General features: G+C 53.2%; 18 protein-coding genes. 12 read left to right on the top strand and 6 right to left on the bottom strand.

Annotated elements, in window-relative coordinates; genetic code table 11:
- The 7 genes from mrdB (at window position 1) to lipA (ending at window position 7,117) form a co-directional block, all read left to right on the top strand.
- On the top strand, window positions 1-1,113 hold the full coding sequence (gene mrdB / locus ACEPLT_RS05815) for a peptidoglycan glycosyltransferase MrdB (RefSeq protein ID WP_008501037.1): 1,113 nt from the start codon (window positions 1-3) through the stop codon (window positions 1,111-1,113).
- A gap of 16 nt (window positions 1,114-1,129) precedes the next feature.
- Complete coding sequence (gene rlpA / locus ACEPLT_RS05810) at window positions 1,130-2,242, top strand: endolytic peptidoglycan transglycosylase RlpA (protein ID WP_021242581.1); 1,113 nt, start codon at window positions 1,130-1,132, stop codon at window positions 2,240-2,242.
- 139 nt (window positions 2,243-2,381) lie between these two features.
- Window positions 2,382-3,593: a D-alanyl-D-alanine carboxypeptidase DacA gene (gene dacA, locus ACEPLT_RS05805; protein ID WP_008501035.1), complete on the top strand. Its 1,212-nt coding sequence runs from the start codon at window positions 2,382-2,384 to the stop codon at window positions 3,591-3,593.
- A gap of 106 nt (window positions 3,594-3,699) precedes the next feature.
- Window positions 3,700-3,963 carry a DUF493 family protein YbeD gene (ybeD, locus tag ACEPLT_RS05800; protein ID WP_003858718.1) on the top strand — a complete coding sequence of 88 codons (264 nt, stop codon included), beginning with the start codon at window positions 3,700-3,702 and terminating at the stop codon, window positions 3,961-3,963.
- 94 nt (window positions 3,964-4,057) lie between these two features.
- A complete protein-coding gene (gene lipB, locus ACEPLT_RS05795; RefSeq protein ID WP_008501034.1) occupies window positions 4,058-4,699 on the top strand; it encodes a lipoyl(octanoyl) transferase LipB in 642 nt (213 codons plus the stop codon).
- 291 nt (window positions 4,700-4,990) lie between these two features.
- Window positions 4,991-5,944, top strand: a complete 954-nt coding sequence (locus tag ACEPLT_RS05790; RefSeq protein ID WP_021242582.1) for a YbeF family transcriptional regulator — start codon at window positions 4,991-4,993, stop codon at window positions 5,942-5,944.
- Between the two features lie 207 nt (window positions 5,945-6,151).
- Window positions 6,152-7,117, top strand: a complete 966-nt coding sequence (gene lipA / locus ACEPLT_RS05785; protein WP_008501032.1) for a lipoyl synthase — start codon at window positions 6,152-6,154, stop codon at window positions 7,115-7,117.
- An 81-nt stretch (window positions 7,118-7,198) separates the two neighbouring features.
- On the opposite strand, the gene tatE is transcribed toward lipA, so the two are convergent.
- Complete coding sequence (gene tatE / locus ACEPLT_RS05780; protein ID WP_008501031.1) at window positions 7,199-7,402, bottom strand: twin-arginine translocase subunit TatE; 204 nt, start codon at window positions 7,400-7,402, stop codon at window positions 7,199-7,201.
- A gap of 125 nt (window positions 7,403-7,527) precedes the next feature.
- Window positions 7,528-8,316 (bottom strand): deaminated glutathione amidase, encoded by a 789-nt coding sequence (locus ACEPLT_RS05775; protein ID WP_059359609.1) that lies wholly within the window; start codon window positions 8,314-8,316, stop codon window positions 7,528-7,530.
- A gap of 67 nt (window positions 8,317-8,383) precedes the next feature.
- Between ACEPLT_RS05775 and crcB the strand changes: the two genes are divergently transcribed.
- Window positions 8,384-8,767, top strand: a complete 384-nt coding sequence (crcB, locus tag ACEPLT_RS05770) for a fluoride efflux transporter CrcB (protein WP_008501029.1) — start codon at window positions 8,384-8,386, stop codon at window positions 8,765-8,767.
- Window positions 8,768-8,986: 219 nt separating this feature from the next.
- On the opposite strand, the gene cspE is transcribed toward crcB, so the two are convergent.
- Window positions 8,987-9,196: a transcription antiterminator/RNA stability regulator CspE gene (cspE, locus tag ACEPLT_RS05765; RefSeq protein ID WP_002439184.1), complete on the bottom strand. Its 210-nt coding sequence runs from the start codon at window positions 9,194-9,196 to the stop codon at window positions 8,987-8,989.
- Window positions 9,197-9,386: 190 nt separating this feature from the next.
- On the bottom strand, window positions 9,387-10,004 hold the full coding sequence (gene pagP, locus ACEPLT_RS05760) for a lipid IV(A) palmitoyltransferase PagP (protein WP_008501026.1): 618 nt from the start codon (window positions 10,002-10,004) through the stop codon (window positions 9,387-9,389).
- 394 nt (window positions 10,005-10,398) lie between these two features.
- Here pagP and dcuC point away from each other — a divergent pair, with 394 nt between their 5' ends.
- Together dcuC and rna are read left to right on the top strand one after the other, a co-directional pair.
- Window positions 10,399-11,766: an anaerobic C4-dicarboxylate transporter DcuC gene (dcuC, locus tag ACEPLT_RS05755; protein ID WP_021242585.1), complete on the top strand. Its 1,368-nt coding sequence runs from the start codon at window positions 10,399-10,401 to the stop codon at window positions 11,764-11,766.
- A gap of 94 nt (window positions 11,767-11,860) precedes the next feature.
- Window positions 11,861-12,670, top strand: coding sequence for a ribonuclease I (gene rna / locus ACEPLT_RS05750; RefSeq protein ID WP_008501023.1), 810 nt, complete (start codon window positions 11,861-11,863; stop codon window positions 12,668-12,670).
- On the opposite strand, the gene ACEPLT_RS05745 is transcribed toward rna, so the two are convergent.
- On the bottom strand, window positions 12,664-13,281 hold the full coding sequence (locus ACEPLT_RS05745) for a flavin reductase family protein (RefSeq protein WP_008501022.1): 618 nt from the start codon (window positions 13,279-13,281) through the stop codon (window positions 12,664-12,666). The two genes, rna and ACEPLT_RS05745, sit on opposite strands and share 7 nt — an antisense overlap.
- Window positions 13,282-13,527: 246 nt before the next feature.
- On the opposite strand from ACEPLT_RS05745, the gene rnk reads away from it, so the two are divergent.
- Window positions 13,528-13,938 carry a nucleoside diphosphate kinase regulator gene (gene rnk, locus ACEPLT_RS05740; RefSeq protein WP_008501021.1) on the top strand — a complete coding sequence of 137 codons (411 nt, stop codon included), beginning with the start codon at window positions 13,528-13,530 and terminating at the stop codon, window positions 13,936-13,938.
- Window positions 13,939-14,077: 139 nt separating this feature from the next.
- Window positions 14,078-14,167, top strand: a complete 90-nt coding sequence (gene yldA, locus ACEPLT_RS05735; protein ID WP_008501020.1) for a small membrane protein YldA — start codon at window positions 14,078-14,080, stop codon at window positions 14,165-14,167.
- Between the two features lie 10 nt (window positions 14,168-14,177).
- Here yldA and ACEPLT_RS05730 read toward each other — a convergent pair whose 3' ends face one another.
- The gene (locus ACEPLT_RS05730) at window positions 14,178-15,416 is read right to left on the bottom strand and encodes a zinc-dependent alcohol dehydrogenase (protein ID WP_008501018.1); all 1,239 of its coding nucleotides are present in this window, start codon (window positions 15,414-15,416) and stop codon (window positions 14,178-14,180) included.
- Between the last annotated feature and the right edge of the window lie 128 nt (window positions 15,417-15,544).

Raw genomic sequence — 15,544 nt, 5'->3', positions numbered from 1 at the left:
ATGACGGATAATCCAAATAAAAAATCGCTGTGGGACAAAATCCACATCGACCCAGCCATGCTGCTGATCCTGCTGGCTCTGCTGGTTTACAGCGCGCTGGTTATCTGGAGCGCCAGCGGCCAGGACATCGGGATGATGGAGCGCAAAATCGGCCAGATCGCCATGGGCCTGATTATTATGGTGGTGATGGCGCAGATCCCGCCGCGCGTCTACGAAGGCTGGGCGCCCTACCTCTACATCTTCTGTATTATTTTGCTGGTTGCGGTCGATGCCTTTGGGGCCATTTCAAAAGGGGCGCAACGCTGGCTGGATTTGGGCATTGTCCGCTTTCAGCCTTCGGAAATTGCCAAAATCGCCGTGCCCTTAATGGTGGCACGCTTTATCAACCGCGACGTCTGTCCGCCGTCGCTGAAGAATACCGCTATCGCGCTGGTGCTGATTTTCCTGCCAACGCTGCTGGTTGCGGCACAGCCTGACCTGGGTACCTCTATCCTCATCGCCCTCTCCGGCCTGTTTGTCCTGTTCCTGTCGGGCCTGAGCTGGCGCCTGATTGGTATCGCGGTAGTGCTGATTGCGGCGTTCATCCCTATTCTCTGGTTCTTCCTGATGCACGATTACCAGCGCCAGCGCGTCATGATGCTGCTCGATCCGGAAACCGATCCGCTGGGCGCGGGCTATCATATTATTCAGTCCAAGATTGCGATTGGCTCCGGCGGCCTGCGCGGTAAAGGCTGGCTGCACGGCACGCAGTCGCAGCTGGAATTTTTACCGGAACGCCACACCGACTTTATCTTTGCCGTCCTGGCGGAAGAGCTGGGGCTGGTGGGCATCTTAATACTCCTGGCCCTATACGTTCTGCTGATCATGCGGGGATTGTGGATTGCAGCACGCGCGCAAACGACCTTTGGTCGCGTCATGGCTGGCGGGTTGATGCTGATTTTATTCGTTTATGTCTTCGTAAATATTGGTATGGTGAGTGGTATTCTGCCGGTGGTAGGCGTACCGCTGCCGCTGGTGAGTTACGGAGGCTCGGCACTGATCGTGTTGATGGCCGGGTTTGGTATCGTGATGTCGATCCATACCCACAGAAAAATGTTGTCAAAAAGCGTATAAAAATAAGGGGATCGGAATGCGTAAGCAGTGGCTGGGGATCTGCATTGCGGCAAGTTTACTTGCGGCCTGTACTAGTGATGATGGTCAGCAACAGGCAACCGTCGCGCCGCCGCAGCCTGCGGTGTGTAATGGCCCGATCGTAGAAATCAGCGGTGCCGATCCCGTTTATGAACCGCTGAATGCCAGTGCCAATCAGGATTACGAGCGCGACGGCAAAAGCTATAAAATTGTTCAGGATCCTTCCCGTTTCAGCCAGGCGGGCTTTGCCGCCATTTATGATGCCGAGCCAGGCAGTAACCTGACGGCCTCCGGAGAGACGTTCGACCCCATGCAGCTGACGGCGGCACATCCGACGCTGCCGATCCCGAGCTATGCCCGTATCACCAACCTGGCAAACGGCCGCATGATTGTCGTGCGTATCAACGACCGCGGCCCCTACGGTAATGACCGGGTGATCTCCCTGTCGCGCGCGTCTGCCGATCGCCTGAATACCTCGAACAACACTAAAGTCCGTATTGACCCGATTATCGTGGCGCAGGATGGCTCCCTCTCCGGGCCGGGTACCGCGTGTACGACGGTGGCGAAACAGACCTATGCCCTGCCCGACCGCCCCAATCTTGACGGCGGAATGGGCAGCGTTTCTTCTCCGGCCGAGCCTGCTCAGCCGGGGGGAGAAATACGCCCAATCAGCAACGACACGCTGCAAAGCGACGATTCAACGGGCGCACCGGTAAAGAGCAGCGGTTTTCTTGGCGCACCGACGACCTTAGCCTCGGGCGTGCTGGAAGGCAGTGAACCTACCCCAGCCCCCGCTCCCGTTGCTGCACCAGCGACCCAGTCGGCTCCCGTAACGGCGCCCGCGGCCACGCAAAGTGCCGCGGTGGCGGCTCCAACAGCGGCCAGCGGCAGCTATGTGGTTCAGGTCGGTGCTGTGAGCGATCAGGCCCGGGCTAAACAGTATCAGCAGCGTCTGAGCCAGCAGTTTGGCGTACCAGGACGCGTTGAGCAGAACGGTGCGGTCTGGCGCATTCAGATGGGGCCGTTTGGCAGCAAATCGCAGGCAGCCTCCCTGCAGCAGCGTCTGCAGAATGAAGCTCAGCTTCAGTCATTTATCGCTGTTGCGAAATAATTAACCGGCGGTATCCGAATTGTCAGTTTGTGTAAAACACATTCACAAACTCATGCTTAAAGTCGGATGCCTGCCTGAATAGCATTTGCTATAGTAAGGCACTTTTTTTAATTCCATCACGGATGTCGTAGTTCTGACCATGAAGACCACTTTTTCTGCTCGTTTTGTGCAGCGCATGGCGCTGACCACGGCCCTTTGCGCGGCTGCGCTCTCTGCAGCTCACGCCGATGACCTGAATATCAAGACCATGATCCCTGGCGTTCCGCAAATCGACGCGGAATCCTACATCCTGATCGATTACAACTCTGGCAAAGTGCTGGCAGAACAGAATGCCGATGCCCGCCGTGACCCGGCCAGCCTGACCAAAATGATGACCAGCTACGTTATCGGCCAGGCGATGAAGGCAGGTAAATTCAAAGAAACGGATCTGGTCACCATCGGTAACGATGCGTGGGCAACCGGGAACCCGGTCTTTAAGGGTTCCTCTCTGATGTTCCTGAAACCGGGTATGCAGGTTCCTGTTTCCCAGCTGATTCGCGGTATCAACCTGCAGTCGGGTAACGATGCCTGCGTGGCGATGGCCGATTTCGCCGCCGGTAGCCAGGATGCCTTCGTAGGCCTGATGAACAGCTACGTGAACGCGCTGGGTCTGAAAAACAGCCATTTCCAGACCGTACACGGCCTGGACGCAGACGGTCAGTACAGCTCGGCACGTGACATGGCGTTGATTGGTCAGGCGCTGATCCGCGATGTTCCTAATGAGTACTCTATCTATAAAGAGAAAGAGTTCACCTTCAACGGTATTCGTCAGACCAACCGTAACGGCCTGCTGTGGGATAACAGCCTGAACGTTGACGGCATCAAAACCGGTCACACCGACAAAGCGGGCTACAACCTGGTCGCCTCCGCCACTGAAGGCCAGATGCGTCTGATCTCTGCCGTGATGGGTGGCCGCACCTTTAAAGGCCGTGAAACAGAAAGCAAGAAGCTGCTGACCTGGGGCTTCCGTTTCTTCGAAACCGTGAATCCACTGAAAGCAGGCAAAGAGTTTGCGTCTGAACCCGTCTGGTTCGGCGACAACGACCGTGCTTCTCTCGGCGTTGATAAAGACCTCTACCTGACCATTCCGCGCGGTCGTATGAAGGATCTGAAAGCCAGCTACGTCCTGAACAGCACCGAGCTGCACGCCCCGCTGCAGAAAAATCAGGTCGTGGGCACAATCAACTTCCAGCTGGATGGCAAAACGATCGATCAGCGCCCGCTGGTGGTCCTGCAAGAAATTCCTGAAGGCAATTTCTTCGGCAAAATCATTGATTATATTAAATTGATGTTCCACCACTGGTTTGGTTAAAAATCGAACACTTGAAAGTGTGATTTTGATCCCCATATACTAAGTATCCTGATAACTCCCACCTGACGTGGGAGTTATTATTTTTTGACGTTACGCCGGAGCTGACATGAAAACCAAACTTAACGAACTGCTTGAATTCCCTACCCCATTTACCTACAAAGTAATGGGTCTGGCGAAACCTGAGTTGGTTGATCAGGTGGTTGAAGTGGTACAGCGCCATGCGCCGGGTGACTACTCTCCGTCAGTAAAACCAAGCAGCAAGGGCAACTACCACTCGGTTTCTATTACCATCACTGCGACACACATTGAGCAGGTTGAGACGCTGTACGAAGAGCTCGGCAATATCGAAATCGTTCGTATGGTGCTGTAGTCCCTTTGCGGTTACCCGGTTTGCCGGGTAACCCATCTCCCCGCTGTGATATACTCCCGCATACCTTTTGTCCCTCGTCTTCGGAGACGCAGTTTTGTATCAGGATAAAATTCTGGTCCGTCACCTCGGGCTGCAACCTTACGAGCCTGTCTCCCAGGCTATGCATGACTTCACCGATTCACGCGATGACACTACCCCCGATGAGATCTGGCTGGTCGAACACCTGCCGGTCTTTACGCAGGGTCAGGCGGGAAAAGCAGAACATTTATTAATGACGGGCGATATTCCGGTTATCCAGAGCGATCGCGGCGGTCAGGTCACGTACCATGGTCCCGGGCAGCAGGTGATGTACGTCCTGCTCAATCTGAAGCGCAGAAAGCTCGGCGTTCGTGAACTGGTTACCCTACTGGAACAAACCGTCGTCAACACGCTGGCGGAATATGGTATTGATGCGCATCCGCGTGCCGATGCGCCTGGGGTTTACGTTGGGGAAATGAAGATCTGCTCTCTGGGGCTGCGTATTCGTAAAGGCTGCTCATTCCATGGCCTGGCCTTGAATATTAATATGGATCTCGCGCCTTTCCAGCGCATAAACCCCTGTGGCTACGCCGGCATGGAAATGACGCAAATGCGCCAGTGGGTAGAAACCGCTACGCCAGACACGATTCGTCCCGTGCTGTTAAAGAACGTGTTAGCACTACTTAACAATCCCCCGCACGAATATATCCCTGCTTAATATATCGTACAACAGGGCTCGCTAATTTGACGGGCCACTGTCTATTTACCGTTTTTGCACTTTACAATAATCCATAGATTCTATATTTTCGAAGCGCCCGAATATTACCGCTACATATTATTTAGCCTCCAGCATGCACGGCAAACACGGCATAAGTAACGTGAGCAATTATCACACAAGTGTTTGCTTTTGATAAACAAATGAAACAAAACCAACACTTTACGAATCTCTACAAGCATAATAAATAAATTCAACTATCATTCATATTGTGAATGTATACGGAGTGAAAGCGTGGAGTATAATAATTTACCAGCCAAACGACTGAATGAACCTGGTGGCGAAGACAAGCCGCAAATTTTTCGGACTTTACGTAATATTGATCTCAATTTACTGACTATTTTTGAGGCAGTATATGTCCATAAGGGTATCGTTAACGCTGCGAAAATTCTTAATCTCACGCCATCAGCAATAAGCCAGTCAATCCAAAAGCTACGCGCTATATTTCCTGACCCGTTATTTATCCGTAAGGGCCAGGGGGTAACGCCGACGGCTTACGCCACGCATCTTCATGAGTACATCAGCCAGGGGCTGGAGTCGATTCTGGGCGCACTGGATTTAACCGGGAGCTATGATAAGCAGAGAACCATCACCATCGGCTGTTCTCCTTCTGTGGGTGTGCTGGTCATGCCTGCGATCTTCCAGGCCGTAAAAGAGCATGCTCCGCAGCTCCTGCTTCGCAATGTGCCTCTCCATGAACCTGACGTTCAGCTTGCCCAGTTCCAGACGGACCTGATTATTGAAAGCGGCAGCTTCAGTGCCAGAGCGCTGGGGCAAAATGTGCTCTATGCGGATAACCTGGTACTGGTTTGCCGTCAGCAGCATCCTGCCCTCAGCGAGCCGCTGACCATCGAAAACCTGCGCAACTACGACCACTCGTCTTTCATGACCGAAGGGCAGTCCAACCATGGCCTTCGTCAGCGTATTGATGAAATTTTCCCGGAACGTCAGATCAGCTTCAGCAGTTACAATATGTTCACCACCGCATCCCTGATAGGCAGCAGCGATATGCTGTGCATCATGCCATCGCGCCTGTACAGCCTGCTCCGGAAATGCTGGCCGCTGGACAGTATCCCCCTCAGCCAGCTTAATGCGGAATCTATTGAAATTTCACTGCATTACAACAAGCTGAGCTTGCGCGATCCGGTTCTGGAAAACGTCATCCGCATTATCCGTCAGGCCTTCTGACAGGTTGAGCCAGCATAAGCCCCTGCGACAGGCAGGGCAAAAGGCACAAAACAACAACTATTTTACAAATTGGCGATCTGGCAGGCTGCTTTAACGACCGTTTCAATGATATACTGCCTGTCGTTCGTTCAAAAATAGTTGATAAATACAACATTCCCTTGAATTGAAACGCTTTCCTTCGATATTCGCAACTGGAACACGCACGCTATGAGTAAACCCATTGTGATGGAACGCGGTGTTAAATACCGCGATGCCGATAAAATGGCCCTTATCCCGGTTAAAAACGTGGCTACAGAGCGCGAGGCGCTGTTAAGAAAACCGGAATGGATGAAAATCAAACTTCCGGCCGACTCTTCGCGTATCCAGGGGATCAAAGCGGCGATGCGCAAGAATGGCCTTCACTCCGTTTGTGAAGAAGCCTCTTGTCCGAACCTTGCTGAATGTTTCAATCACGGTACCGCGACGTTTATGATTCTGGGTGCTATCTGTACCCGCCGCTGCCCGTTCTGCGATGTTGCTCATGGCCGTCCGGTCGCACCTGATGCTAACGAACCCCAGAAGCTGGCGCAGACCATCGCCGACATGGCGCTGCGCTATGTGGTTATCACGTCCGTTGACCGTGACGATCTGCGCGACGGCGGGGCGCAGCACTTCGCTGACTGTATTACGGCCATTCGCGAGAAAAGCCCAAACATCAAAATCGAGACGCTGGTGCCAGACTTCCGCGGCCGTATGGACCGCGCGCTGGATATCCTGACCGCGACGCCGCCAGATGTGTTTAACCACAACCTGGAAAACGTACCGCGTCTCTATCGTCAGGTGCGCCCGGGCGCTGACTATAACTGGTCTCTGAAACTGCTGGAACGCTTCAAAGAAGCGCATCCGCATATTCCGACCAAGTCAGGTCTGATGGTAGGTCTGGGTGAAACTAACGATGAAATCATCGAGGTGATGCGCGATCTTCGCCGCCACGGTGTAACCATGCTGACTCTGGGCCAGTATCTGCAGCCAAGCCGTCACCACCTGCCGGTACAGCGCTACGTGAGCCCGGACGAGTTTGATGAAATGAAGGCCGAAGCGCTGGCGATGGGCTTTACTCACGCCGCATGCGGCCCGTTTGTTCGCTCCTCCTACCATGCAGATATGCAGGCAAAAGGCGAAGAAGTTAAATAATGCTGTAATATTCATTTACAGTAATACAAAAAAACCGGCCTCATGAGCCGGTTTTTTTTCGCAAGCCCGCAGGCGTTGCTGTCACTCTTTGTGAGAAAGCTTGTCTGCCGGGACGTCATCCTCAGCGCTTTTCTTCGCGGCTGTATCATCGTCGTTCATCGCTTTCTTAAAGCCTTTGATGGCAGCCCCCAGGTCACCACCCAGCGTGCGTAACTTCTTGGTACCAAACAGCAGGACGACCAGTGCGGCAACCACCAGCAGTTTGGTAATACTAATCTCACCCATAGATACCTTCTTTACTTAAAACAGGCTGCATTCAGCGCCAAAACCTGACTGTATTAACGGTCATTTAGCGCGTGCACACAATAGCAATCTGTAACAAGGTGAATCAAGCATTGTTGAAAAAAACATCACAATAATTGCGGTGGCGCAAACCGACGATTGCGAAGAACAGGTAATTGCTGACGCGCAAGCGCAATTCTGTCTATGTTTATCTCTGCCACCAGCAAATCCGGGGCTTCCGCAGCGGCGGCAATCGTCACACCCAGCGGATCGACCACCCTGCTTTGCCCGATGTTCTTCGTTCCGCATTCTCCTGCAGCAACGACATAGCAGGTGGTATCCAGCGCGCGTGCCGCCAGCAGCGTTGCCCAGTGATGTTCCTTTAACGGCCCTTTAACCCACGCGGCAGGCAGAACCAGCACGTCCGCCCCCTGTAGCGCCAGATGGAGTGCCAGCTCCGGAAAACGCAGGTCATAGCAGGTCATCAGCCCAACCTTTAATCCGTCAATCTCCAGCAGCGGCGGAACACGGTCTCCTGGGTCGACGCGCCGTGATTCCTGAATGCTGAAGGCATCATAAAGATGGAGCTTGGCGTAACGTGCGACTATGGCTCCGCCGCGAATCGCCACCAGCGTATTCACCGCCCGACCCGGCGTAGAGGGAACATGGATTGTTAAGATCGTCGTCATCGTATTGCCCACGCTCTGCGCGAGCAATTGCTGTAAAAATTCACCGTCCAGCGGCTGCGCGGACTTCACGGATAAATCCGGGTCATTATCATCCCTGGCCAGCAGCGCCTCAGGAAGCACCAGCAGCGACGCGCCTTTCTGTTGGGCCTGCATCATCAGATTGACGCATTTTAACGCGTTAGCCTGCCAGTCAGGCGTGACCGCAAATTGCCCTACCGCAACATACATATTTGTCCCCTCATCATAAACGGCGTTAAACTCGCTTCTCTTACACATCAAATAGCAGGTATTTAGCGTGTTACAACTACTTTTAGCCGTTTTTATTGGTGGGGGAACGGGTAGCGTTGCGCGATGGTTTCTCAGTATGCGGTTTAACCCCCTGCATCAGGCGATTCCCATGGGGACGCTGGCTGCAAACCTGATAGGTGCCTTTATCATTGGCATGGGGCTGGCCTGGTTTAACCGAATGACACACATTGACCCAATGTGGAAAGTCCTGATTACCACCGGATTCTGCGGCGGGTTAACCACCTTCTCAACCTTTTCTGCGGAAACGGTTTTTCTCTTTCAGGAAGGCCGTATCGGCTGGGCGCTGATGAATATGGCAATCAATATGCTCGGCTCCTTTGCGATGACGGGGATCGCATTTTGGCTATTTTCTTCTGCAAGCGCGCATTAACAGCCGAACCGTTAATGTTGGCTTAATTTTTCTCTGTCACTCTGGATGCAGTACTGAACGAGGGTGACAGAATGAAACAGAGTCTGATGAGCGCAGGCATGGTGTTGTTAAGCGTGCTGATCGTGGCCAGCTTCCTGAAAATGTATCTGCTTGGCTGATTCAAAACGAAAAAAACCCGCTCAGTGAGCGGGTTTTGAAATTCTTGCTGACGCGTCTGGATTACAGAGCGATTACGTTAGCAGCAGAAGGGCCTTTGGCACCGTTAGTGATTTCGAACTCTACACGCTGACCTTCAGCCAGAGTTTTGAAACCATTAGACTGGATTGCAGAGAAGTGTACGAACACGTCTTTGCTGCCATCTTCAGGAGTAATGAAACCGAATCCTTTGGACTCATTAAACCACTTAACGTTACCTTTAATCTTAGACATCAAAATTACCTTTACATTAAAAAACGACACAAATGCTGTGTCGGTTACCAGTACATCAATTGTGAGACCTTTTGTCCAGCGGATCTTTGATAAAAAGTGACTAAAGTCGCGTTAATTTTCACTGGCAGATTTTTATCGTTTATGAATCAACGGCTGCGCGTTTTATCACCAACAGGTAACGTTTTTTCAGTTAAAACTGAAAACGCATCCAGGCGAAGTAAACGTTACCGTTGTTGTACGTGCCCGGGATGTAGGTCATCTGGAACGTTGCGGGGCCGTAACCGATAGAGGCCAACGGCAGCAGCACCGGGATCGGAATGTAGTTCCAGTTGTCACGTGCGGTGACCCCCGCGGTATAGCCCAACCCGACATGGAAGTTCTCGTCGGCTAGCGGGCGCCAGGTTTTCTCCCAGCCGTAGCCCCCAATCGGCTCCCATTTATTAAAGGAGTCTTTAAAGGCCATCAGATAGATGCCATGCCAGTTTCCCTTATCATCCCAGCGCGACTGACCGAAACCAGCGCCCCACGGACGCTCGTTATATTTATCGGTTTTCTCTTTGTCGTAAGCAAAACGCGCATGCCACGTTATTGCCGGAACATAGAGATCATAATGTTCGGGCGCCGTCCAGGTCTGAGAGACATTATCCGTAAAGGTTGAGAACCACCCTTTATCCGTCGCGTTGTCCTCTGCCTGTGCAACAGAAGAAAACGTTAACTGCCCAAAAATAAACAATAAAATTGAGAAAAATGTATTACGTACGATCACAATGCAATTACCATTCTTAGTATTCGAGGCAAAGTTTACCATAAAGTAGTTGAATCAAGGCTTAACGACATCAGCGTTATTCCTAATTATTCGGCCTTTTTTCGGGAATATTCTCAATAAACTGGACCGCAAGTCTGAATAAGCACATTCAAAGTAAGCCTTTAACCTGTTTAGCCTTGTATATCAGCAACATGCTGAATTACACAAAATATTAACAATCTGTTATCATTGTAAGGACATATTGCGCTATTTCTGACGGTCAAGACTCTCATGGCGTAAATGTAAGAGCCATGGCAAAAACACGGTTGTTCTGCTCTCTAGTCGTCTGTTTATTGATTTTAATCAGCAAGAACAGGCCATTTATTCGGCACATTTTCATCCTTCTTATTTTTATTGATTTTTTGTGCTCCATTGCAGCAGAGATACAGGGGAAATCATGCTTACGTTATTCGAACTCCTTATTGGGGTCGTCGTCATTGTCGGTGTCGCACGCTACATCATTAAAGGCTATTCGGCCACGGGCGTATTATTTGTTGGCGGTTTAACGCTGCTGATTATCAGCGCCATAATGGGACATCAGGTATTACCTGCCAGTGCAACCAGTACGGGTTACACCGCCACTGATATTGTTGAATACATTAAGATATTACTCATGAGCCGCGGCGGCGACCTGGGTATGATGATCATGATGCTGTGCGGTTTTGCCGCCTACATGACCCATATCGGTGCCAACGACATGGTCGTTAAGCTTGCCTCAAAACCGCTGCAATACATCAACTCACCCTATCTGCTGATGGTCGCCGCCTATTTCCTCGCCTGCCTGATGTCGCTGGCCGTGTCGTCGGCAACCGGACTTGGCGTACTGCTCATGGCCACGCTGTTCCCGGTCATGGTGAACGTCGGTATCAGCCGCGGCGCGGCAGCAGCCATTTGCGCGTCTCCGGCAGCCATTATTCTTTCCCCAACCTCCGGCGACGTTGTGCTGGCGGCAAAGGCTGCGGAGATGTCGCTCATCGACTTCGCCTTTAAAACCACGCTGCCAATCTCTATTGTCGCCATTGTGGGAATGGGAATCGCGCATTTCTTCTGGCAGCGCTATCTGGATAAGAAAGAAAACATCAGCCACGAGATGATGGACGTGAGTGAGATCACCACCACCGCACCCGCGTTTTATGCCATTCTGCCCTTCACGCCGATTATCGGAGTGCTGATTTTTGACGGCAAATGGGGCCCGCAGCTGCACATCATCACCATTCTGGTTATCTGCATGCTGCTGGCTGCCGTGCTGGAGTTTGTGCGCGGTTTCAACACGCAAAAGGTGTTCTCGGGTCTGGAAGTCGCCTATCGCGGTATGGCGGATGCCTTCGCTGGCGTGGTGATGCTGCTGGTGGCAGCGGGCGTTTTTGCTCAGGGTCTGAGCACCATCGGCTTTATCCAGAGCCTGATCTCTATCGCCACCTCGTTCGGCTCGGCCAGTATTATCCTGATGCTGGTCCTGGTGGTACTCACCATGCTGGCGGCCATGACCACCGGTTCCGGCAATGCGCCTTTCTACGCTTTCGTGGAGATGATCCCGAAACTGGCCCACTCCTCCGGTATTAACCCGGCCTATCTCTCCATTCCCATGCTGCAGGCGTCAAACCTGGGCCGTACCATTTCCCCGGTATCGGGCGTGGTCGTCGCCGTTGCCGGGATGGCGAAAATCTCGCCATTTGAAGTGGTAAAACGCACCTCAGTGCCCGTTATGGTTGGGCTGATTATCGTGATTATCGCCACGGAAGTGCTGGTGCCCGGCGCAGCCTAAGCTAAATTCCTGATATCCAGAAAGCGCCTGCGGGCGCTTTTTGTGCTTTAATAACCCCCAGAAATCAATCACGCTCATTCGATCAGGAAATCATATGTTCAGGAAGGATATCGTTATCCCGTCTGGGGCAATCGCGCTTGCCCTCTGTGTTTTCTCCACGCAGGCAGAACCGCTCAAGGCAACCCAGTATGGCGATTTCGATCGCTATGTGCTGGCTCTGTCCTGGCAAACCGGGTTTTGCCAGAGCATGGTCGAGCGCAACCGCAATGAACCTGACGAATGTCGCCTGCAAAAAGAGCGCGAAAATAAAGCTGATTTTCTGACCGTTCACGGGCTATGGCCCGGCCTGCCGAAATCCATTGCCGCACGCGGGGTGGATGAACGTCGATGGATGCGTTTTGGCTGCGCCACGCGCCCCATTCCGAACATGCCGGAAGTGAAGGCCAGCCGCAAATGCGATGCCGCCGAAACCGGACTGTCGCTTTCTGCTGCCGCAAAGCTCAACGACGTGATGCCGGGTGCGGGCGGTAATTCCTGCCTGGAACGCTACGAATACGCCAAACATGGCGTCTGCTTTGGTTTCGATCCGGATGCCTATTTCGGCACGATGGTGCGGATGAATCAGGAAGTTAAAAACAGTGCGGTCGGTAAATTCCTTGCCAATAACTACGGAAAACCCGTCAATCGCAGCGACTTTGACAGTGCCGTAGCCAAAAGCTGGGGCAAGGAGAACGTCAGAGCGTTCAAGCTGACCTGCAACGGCAATCCGGCTTATCTGACCGAGATGCAGATTTCGCTGAAGGCTGACGCCATTAACAACCCGCTTTCTGCGGCCTCATTTGCCCCGCAGCCACATCCGGGTAACTGCGGTAAACAATTCGTGATTGATAAAGCCGGTTACTGATCCGCGCCCGGGCGCACCATATCAAACCGGTTTTCATCGCTGATGCCATAGTATGCCGTCGGCCCACCCGCACGCAGGATGGGCTGCGCTTTCGCCGTCTGGTATATCCCCTCTTCCAGCAGCGTTTCGGCAATATGGATACCGACCACTTCCCCCAGCACCAGCCACGTGTCCACCGGCGTACCGTCGGCTCCGGTAAGCTGAATGCACTGGGACAGTCGACATTCAAAATTCACCGGGCTTTCTGCAACGCGGGGGGCGTTAACCAGCTGGCTGGCCGCTGGCGTGAGTCCGGCAAAGCTAAATTCATCCCGATCGTGGGGAAGCATCGCGGAGGTTTGATTCATCGCCTGTGCGAGATCGCGCGTTGCCAGGTTCCAGACAAACTCCCCGGTTTCCGTAATATTACGCACGCTGTCCTTCCAGCCGTTGCTGGAAAAGCCGATGATCGGCGGGCGGTAGTTAAAGCAGTTGAAGAAACTGTACGGTGCAAGGTTCAGCTGACCGGCCTTGTCGCAAGAGGAGATCCAGCCTATCGGACGTGGACCAATAATGGCGTTCAGCGGGTCATGCGGCAGGCCGTGCCCCTGAGACGGTTGATAGAAGTACATAATTCTCTCTCGTTGATGGGCAACGCCCGGGTTCAGGACACTCAGCGTAACGTATTCCGTCAGGAATGAAGACTGAATAAATTTCAGCGAAAATTCATATGGCCCATGAATGTGACTTTCATCACTTCAAACTTGCGCGCTCAGCCAGTATCATCGGGAGAGTTAAACCCTCGCTGCCAGACGGCGAGGGTTTTCTTTTGGATCAGTTTCTGCGTTAGACGCAGCATTAACGACATGGAGTAAAAAATGTCCAGACCTACCATTATCATCAATGAGCTCGACGCAGAACGTATCGACAGGCTGCTGGAAAAAGCGGAGTTCGCCTCGCTCCCCGTGGCCGACGCCCTGAATGAGGAGCTCGACCGGGCACAGATGTGCACGCCTGAGACAATGCCACATGACGTGGTCACCATGAACAGCCAGGTGAAATTCCGCAACCTGACCACCGGTGAAGAGTTGACCCGTACGCTGGTATACCCGGCTCAGATGACCGACAGCAGCACACAGCTTTCTGTTCTGGCCCCTGTGGGTGCCGCACTGCTGGGGCTGCGTACGGGGGATACGATCCACTGGGAATTACCGGGTGGCGCCTCGACCCATCTGGAAGTGCTGGAGCTGCTCTACCAGCCAGAAGCCGCGGGCGATTACCTGCGTTAATCTCTTCTGAATAAGCGCCTACCCGCTTTGCACAGAGGATGCAGCCGCATCCTCTTTCCGCAAATTCACCCAATTTTCCTATACCGCGCAAAATGGCCTTAATCCACGCTTAACCTGTTTTGGTGCCGCGGGGACGGTCATGAGTGAGATAGGCGTTATCACACTTATCTTTCTGATTTTTGTGGCGATTATCGTCACGGCCGTGCTCTATCTTGAACGCCACTGGTAAGCGAATATTCTCAGGCAACCCCGCCCGGGAAGGCATTCACCAGCCCTTTAACGGTCTGCTCTGCGGCTTCGGGGGTCTCTGCGCCCGGGACCAGAATCACCTTCCGGCACTCCTCCTCCCGTTTTTCGAAAATCTTATAGGCGCGTTCCGCATCCGCAAGGGGGAGATAATGGGTCACGATCTCCTCCGGCGTAAGCAGCCCTTTTTCGATCAGCGGTAACAGTTCACCCAGCCAGGCATGGACGTGCGTCTGGCCCATCTTAAACGTCAGCCCCTTATCAAAGGCATCGCCAAACAGGAAGCCATGGATAAACCCTGCGTATACGCCGGGTACGCTGACCACCCCGCCGCGACGCACGGCAGCAATGCACTGACGCAACGCTTTGCCGCTGCTGCCTTCGATTTTAAGATTGCTGAGGATCGTTTCCGTGGTGCTGCCTTTCGCTTCAAACCCGACCGCATCAATCACGGCGTCAACGCCGCGCTGGCCCGCGGTCTGTTCGATGATTTTTTCCGCCGCATCGTTGTCATCATCGAAGTTGATGGGGATAGCGCCATAGCGCGCCTCGGCAAATCGCAACCGGTAGGGATGGTGATCGATAACAAAGATCTGCTCAGCCCCCAGCAGCCGCGCACAGGCAATGGTCAGGAGCCCCACCGGCCCGGCGCCGAAAACGGCTACGCTTGAGCCTTTTTCAATCTGCGCATTTTTTGCCGCCTGCCAGGCCGTGGGCAAAATGTCGGACAGGAACAGCGCTTTATCATCAGAAAGAAGCTGCGGGACTTTAAACGGTCCGACGTTACCCTTCGGTACGCGAACGTATTCCGCCTGCCCGCCCGGCACGCCGCCGTAGAGGTGGCTATAGCCAAACAGCGCCGCAGGCGCGGGAATTTGCTTTTTGTTCAGTGCGGCACCCTGCCCGGCGTTGGTATTCTCACAGGCCGCATACTGCTGGAGGCGACAGAAGAAACAGTCCCCGCAGGCGATAACAAAGGGGATCACCACGCGATCGCCCTTTTGCAAATTCTTCACCTCTGCGCCGCACTCGACGATTTCCCCCATAAACTCATGGCCAAAAATATCGCCGTGCTGCACCTTCGGGATCTTTCCGCGGTAGAGATGCAAATCGGAGCCGCAGATAGCCGTGGCCGTGACGCGCAGAATAATATCGTCGGGCTGTTCGATGATGGGGTCGGGGACATTCTCGACGCGAACATGGTGTGGACCGTGATACGTAAGTGCTTTCATGCGACCTCCGAAAGGTTCCGGGTAAGTGTATAAGGGTAGCTACCCCTGAAGGTCTGCCTGTGAATACGGGTCTTTTGAGATTTATCCTGGCAAGATAAGAAAACTGACGGAGCGCTTACAGAAACCAT

It is taken from the genome of Enterobacter sp. fkY84-1 (assembly GCF_052974705.1).
This window is presented reverse-complemented; position numbering and strand designations above follow the sequence as displayed.

Coding starts and splice junctions, on each gene's coding strand:
- mrdB (WP_008501037.1), top strand. CDS start 1: ATGACGGATAATCCAAATAAAAAATCGCTGTGGGACAAAATCCACATC.
- rlpA (WP_021242581.1), top strand. CDS start 1,130: ATGCGTAAGCAGTGGCTGGGGATCTGCATTGCGGCAAGTTTACTTGCG.
- dacA (WP_008501035.1), top strand. CDS start 2,382: ATGAAGACCACTTTTTCTGCTCGTTTTGTGCAGCGCATGGCGCTGACC.
- ybeD (WP_003858718.1), top strand. CDS start 3,700: ATGAAAACCAAACTTAACGAACTGCTTGAATTCCCTACCCCATTTACC.
- lipA (WP_008501032.1), top strand. CDS start 6,152: ATGAGTAAACCCATTGTGATGGAACGCGGTGTTAAATACCGCGATGCC.
- tatE (WP_008501031.1), bottom strand. CDS start 7,402: ATGGGTGAGATTAGTATTACCAAACTGCTGGTGGTTGCCGCACTGGTC.
- ACEPLT_RS05775 (WP_059359609.1), bottom strand. CDS start 8,316: ATGTATGTTGCGGTAGGGCAATTTGCGGTCACGCCTGACTGGCAGGCT.
- cspE (WP_002439184.1), bottom strand. CDS start 9,196: ATGTCTAAGATTAAAGGTAACGTTAAGTGGTTTAATGAGTCCAAAGGA.
- pagP (WP_008501026.1), bottom strand. CDS start 10,004: ATGGTAAACTTTGCCTCGAATACTAAGAATGGTAATTGCATTGTGATC.
- dcuC (WP_021242585.1), top strand. CDS start 10,399: ATGCTTACGTTATTCGAACTCCTTATTGGGGTCGTCGTCATTGTCGGT.
- rna (WP_008501023.1), top strand. CDS start 11,861: ATGTTCAGGAAGGATATCGTTATCCCGTCTGGGGCAATCGCGCTTGCC.
- ACEPLT_RS05745 (WP_008501022.1), bottom strand. CDS start 13,281: ATGTACTTCTATCAACCGTCTCAGGGGCACGGCCTGCCGCATGACCCG.
- rnk (WP_008501021.1), top strand. CDS start 13,528: ATGTCCAGACCTACCATTATCATCAATGAGCTCGACGCAGAACGTATC.
- yldA (WP_008501020.1), top strand. CDS start 14,078: ATGAGTGAGATAGGCGTTATCACACTTATCTTTCTGATTTTTGTGGCG.
- ACEPLT_RS05730 (WP_008501018.1), bottom strand. CDS start 15,416: ATGAAAGCACTTACGTATCACGGTCCACACCATGTTCGCGTCGAGAAT.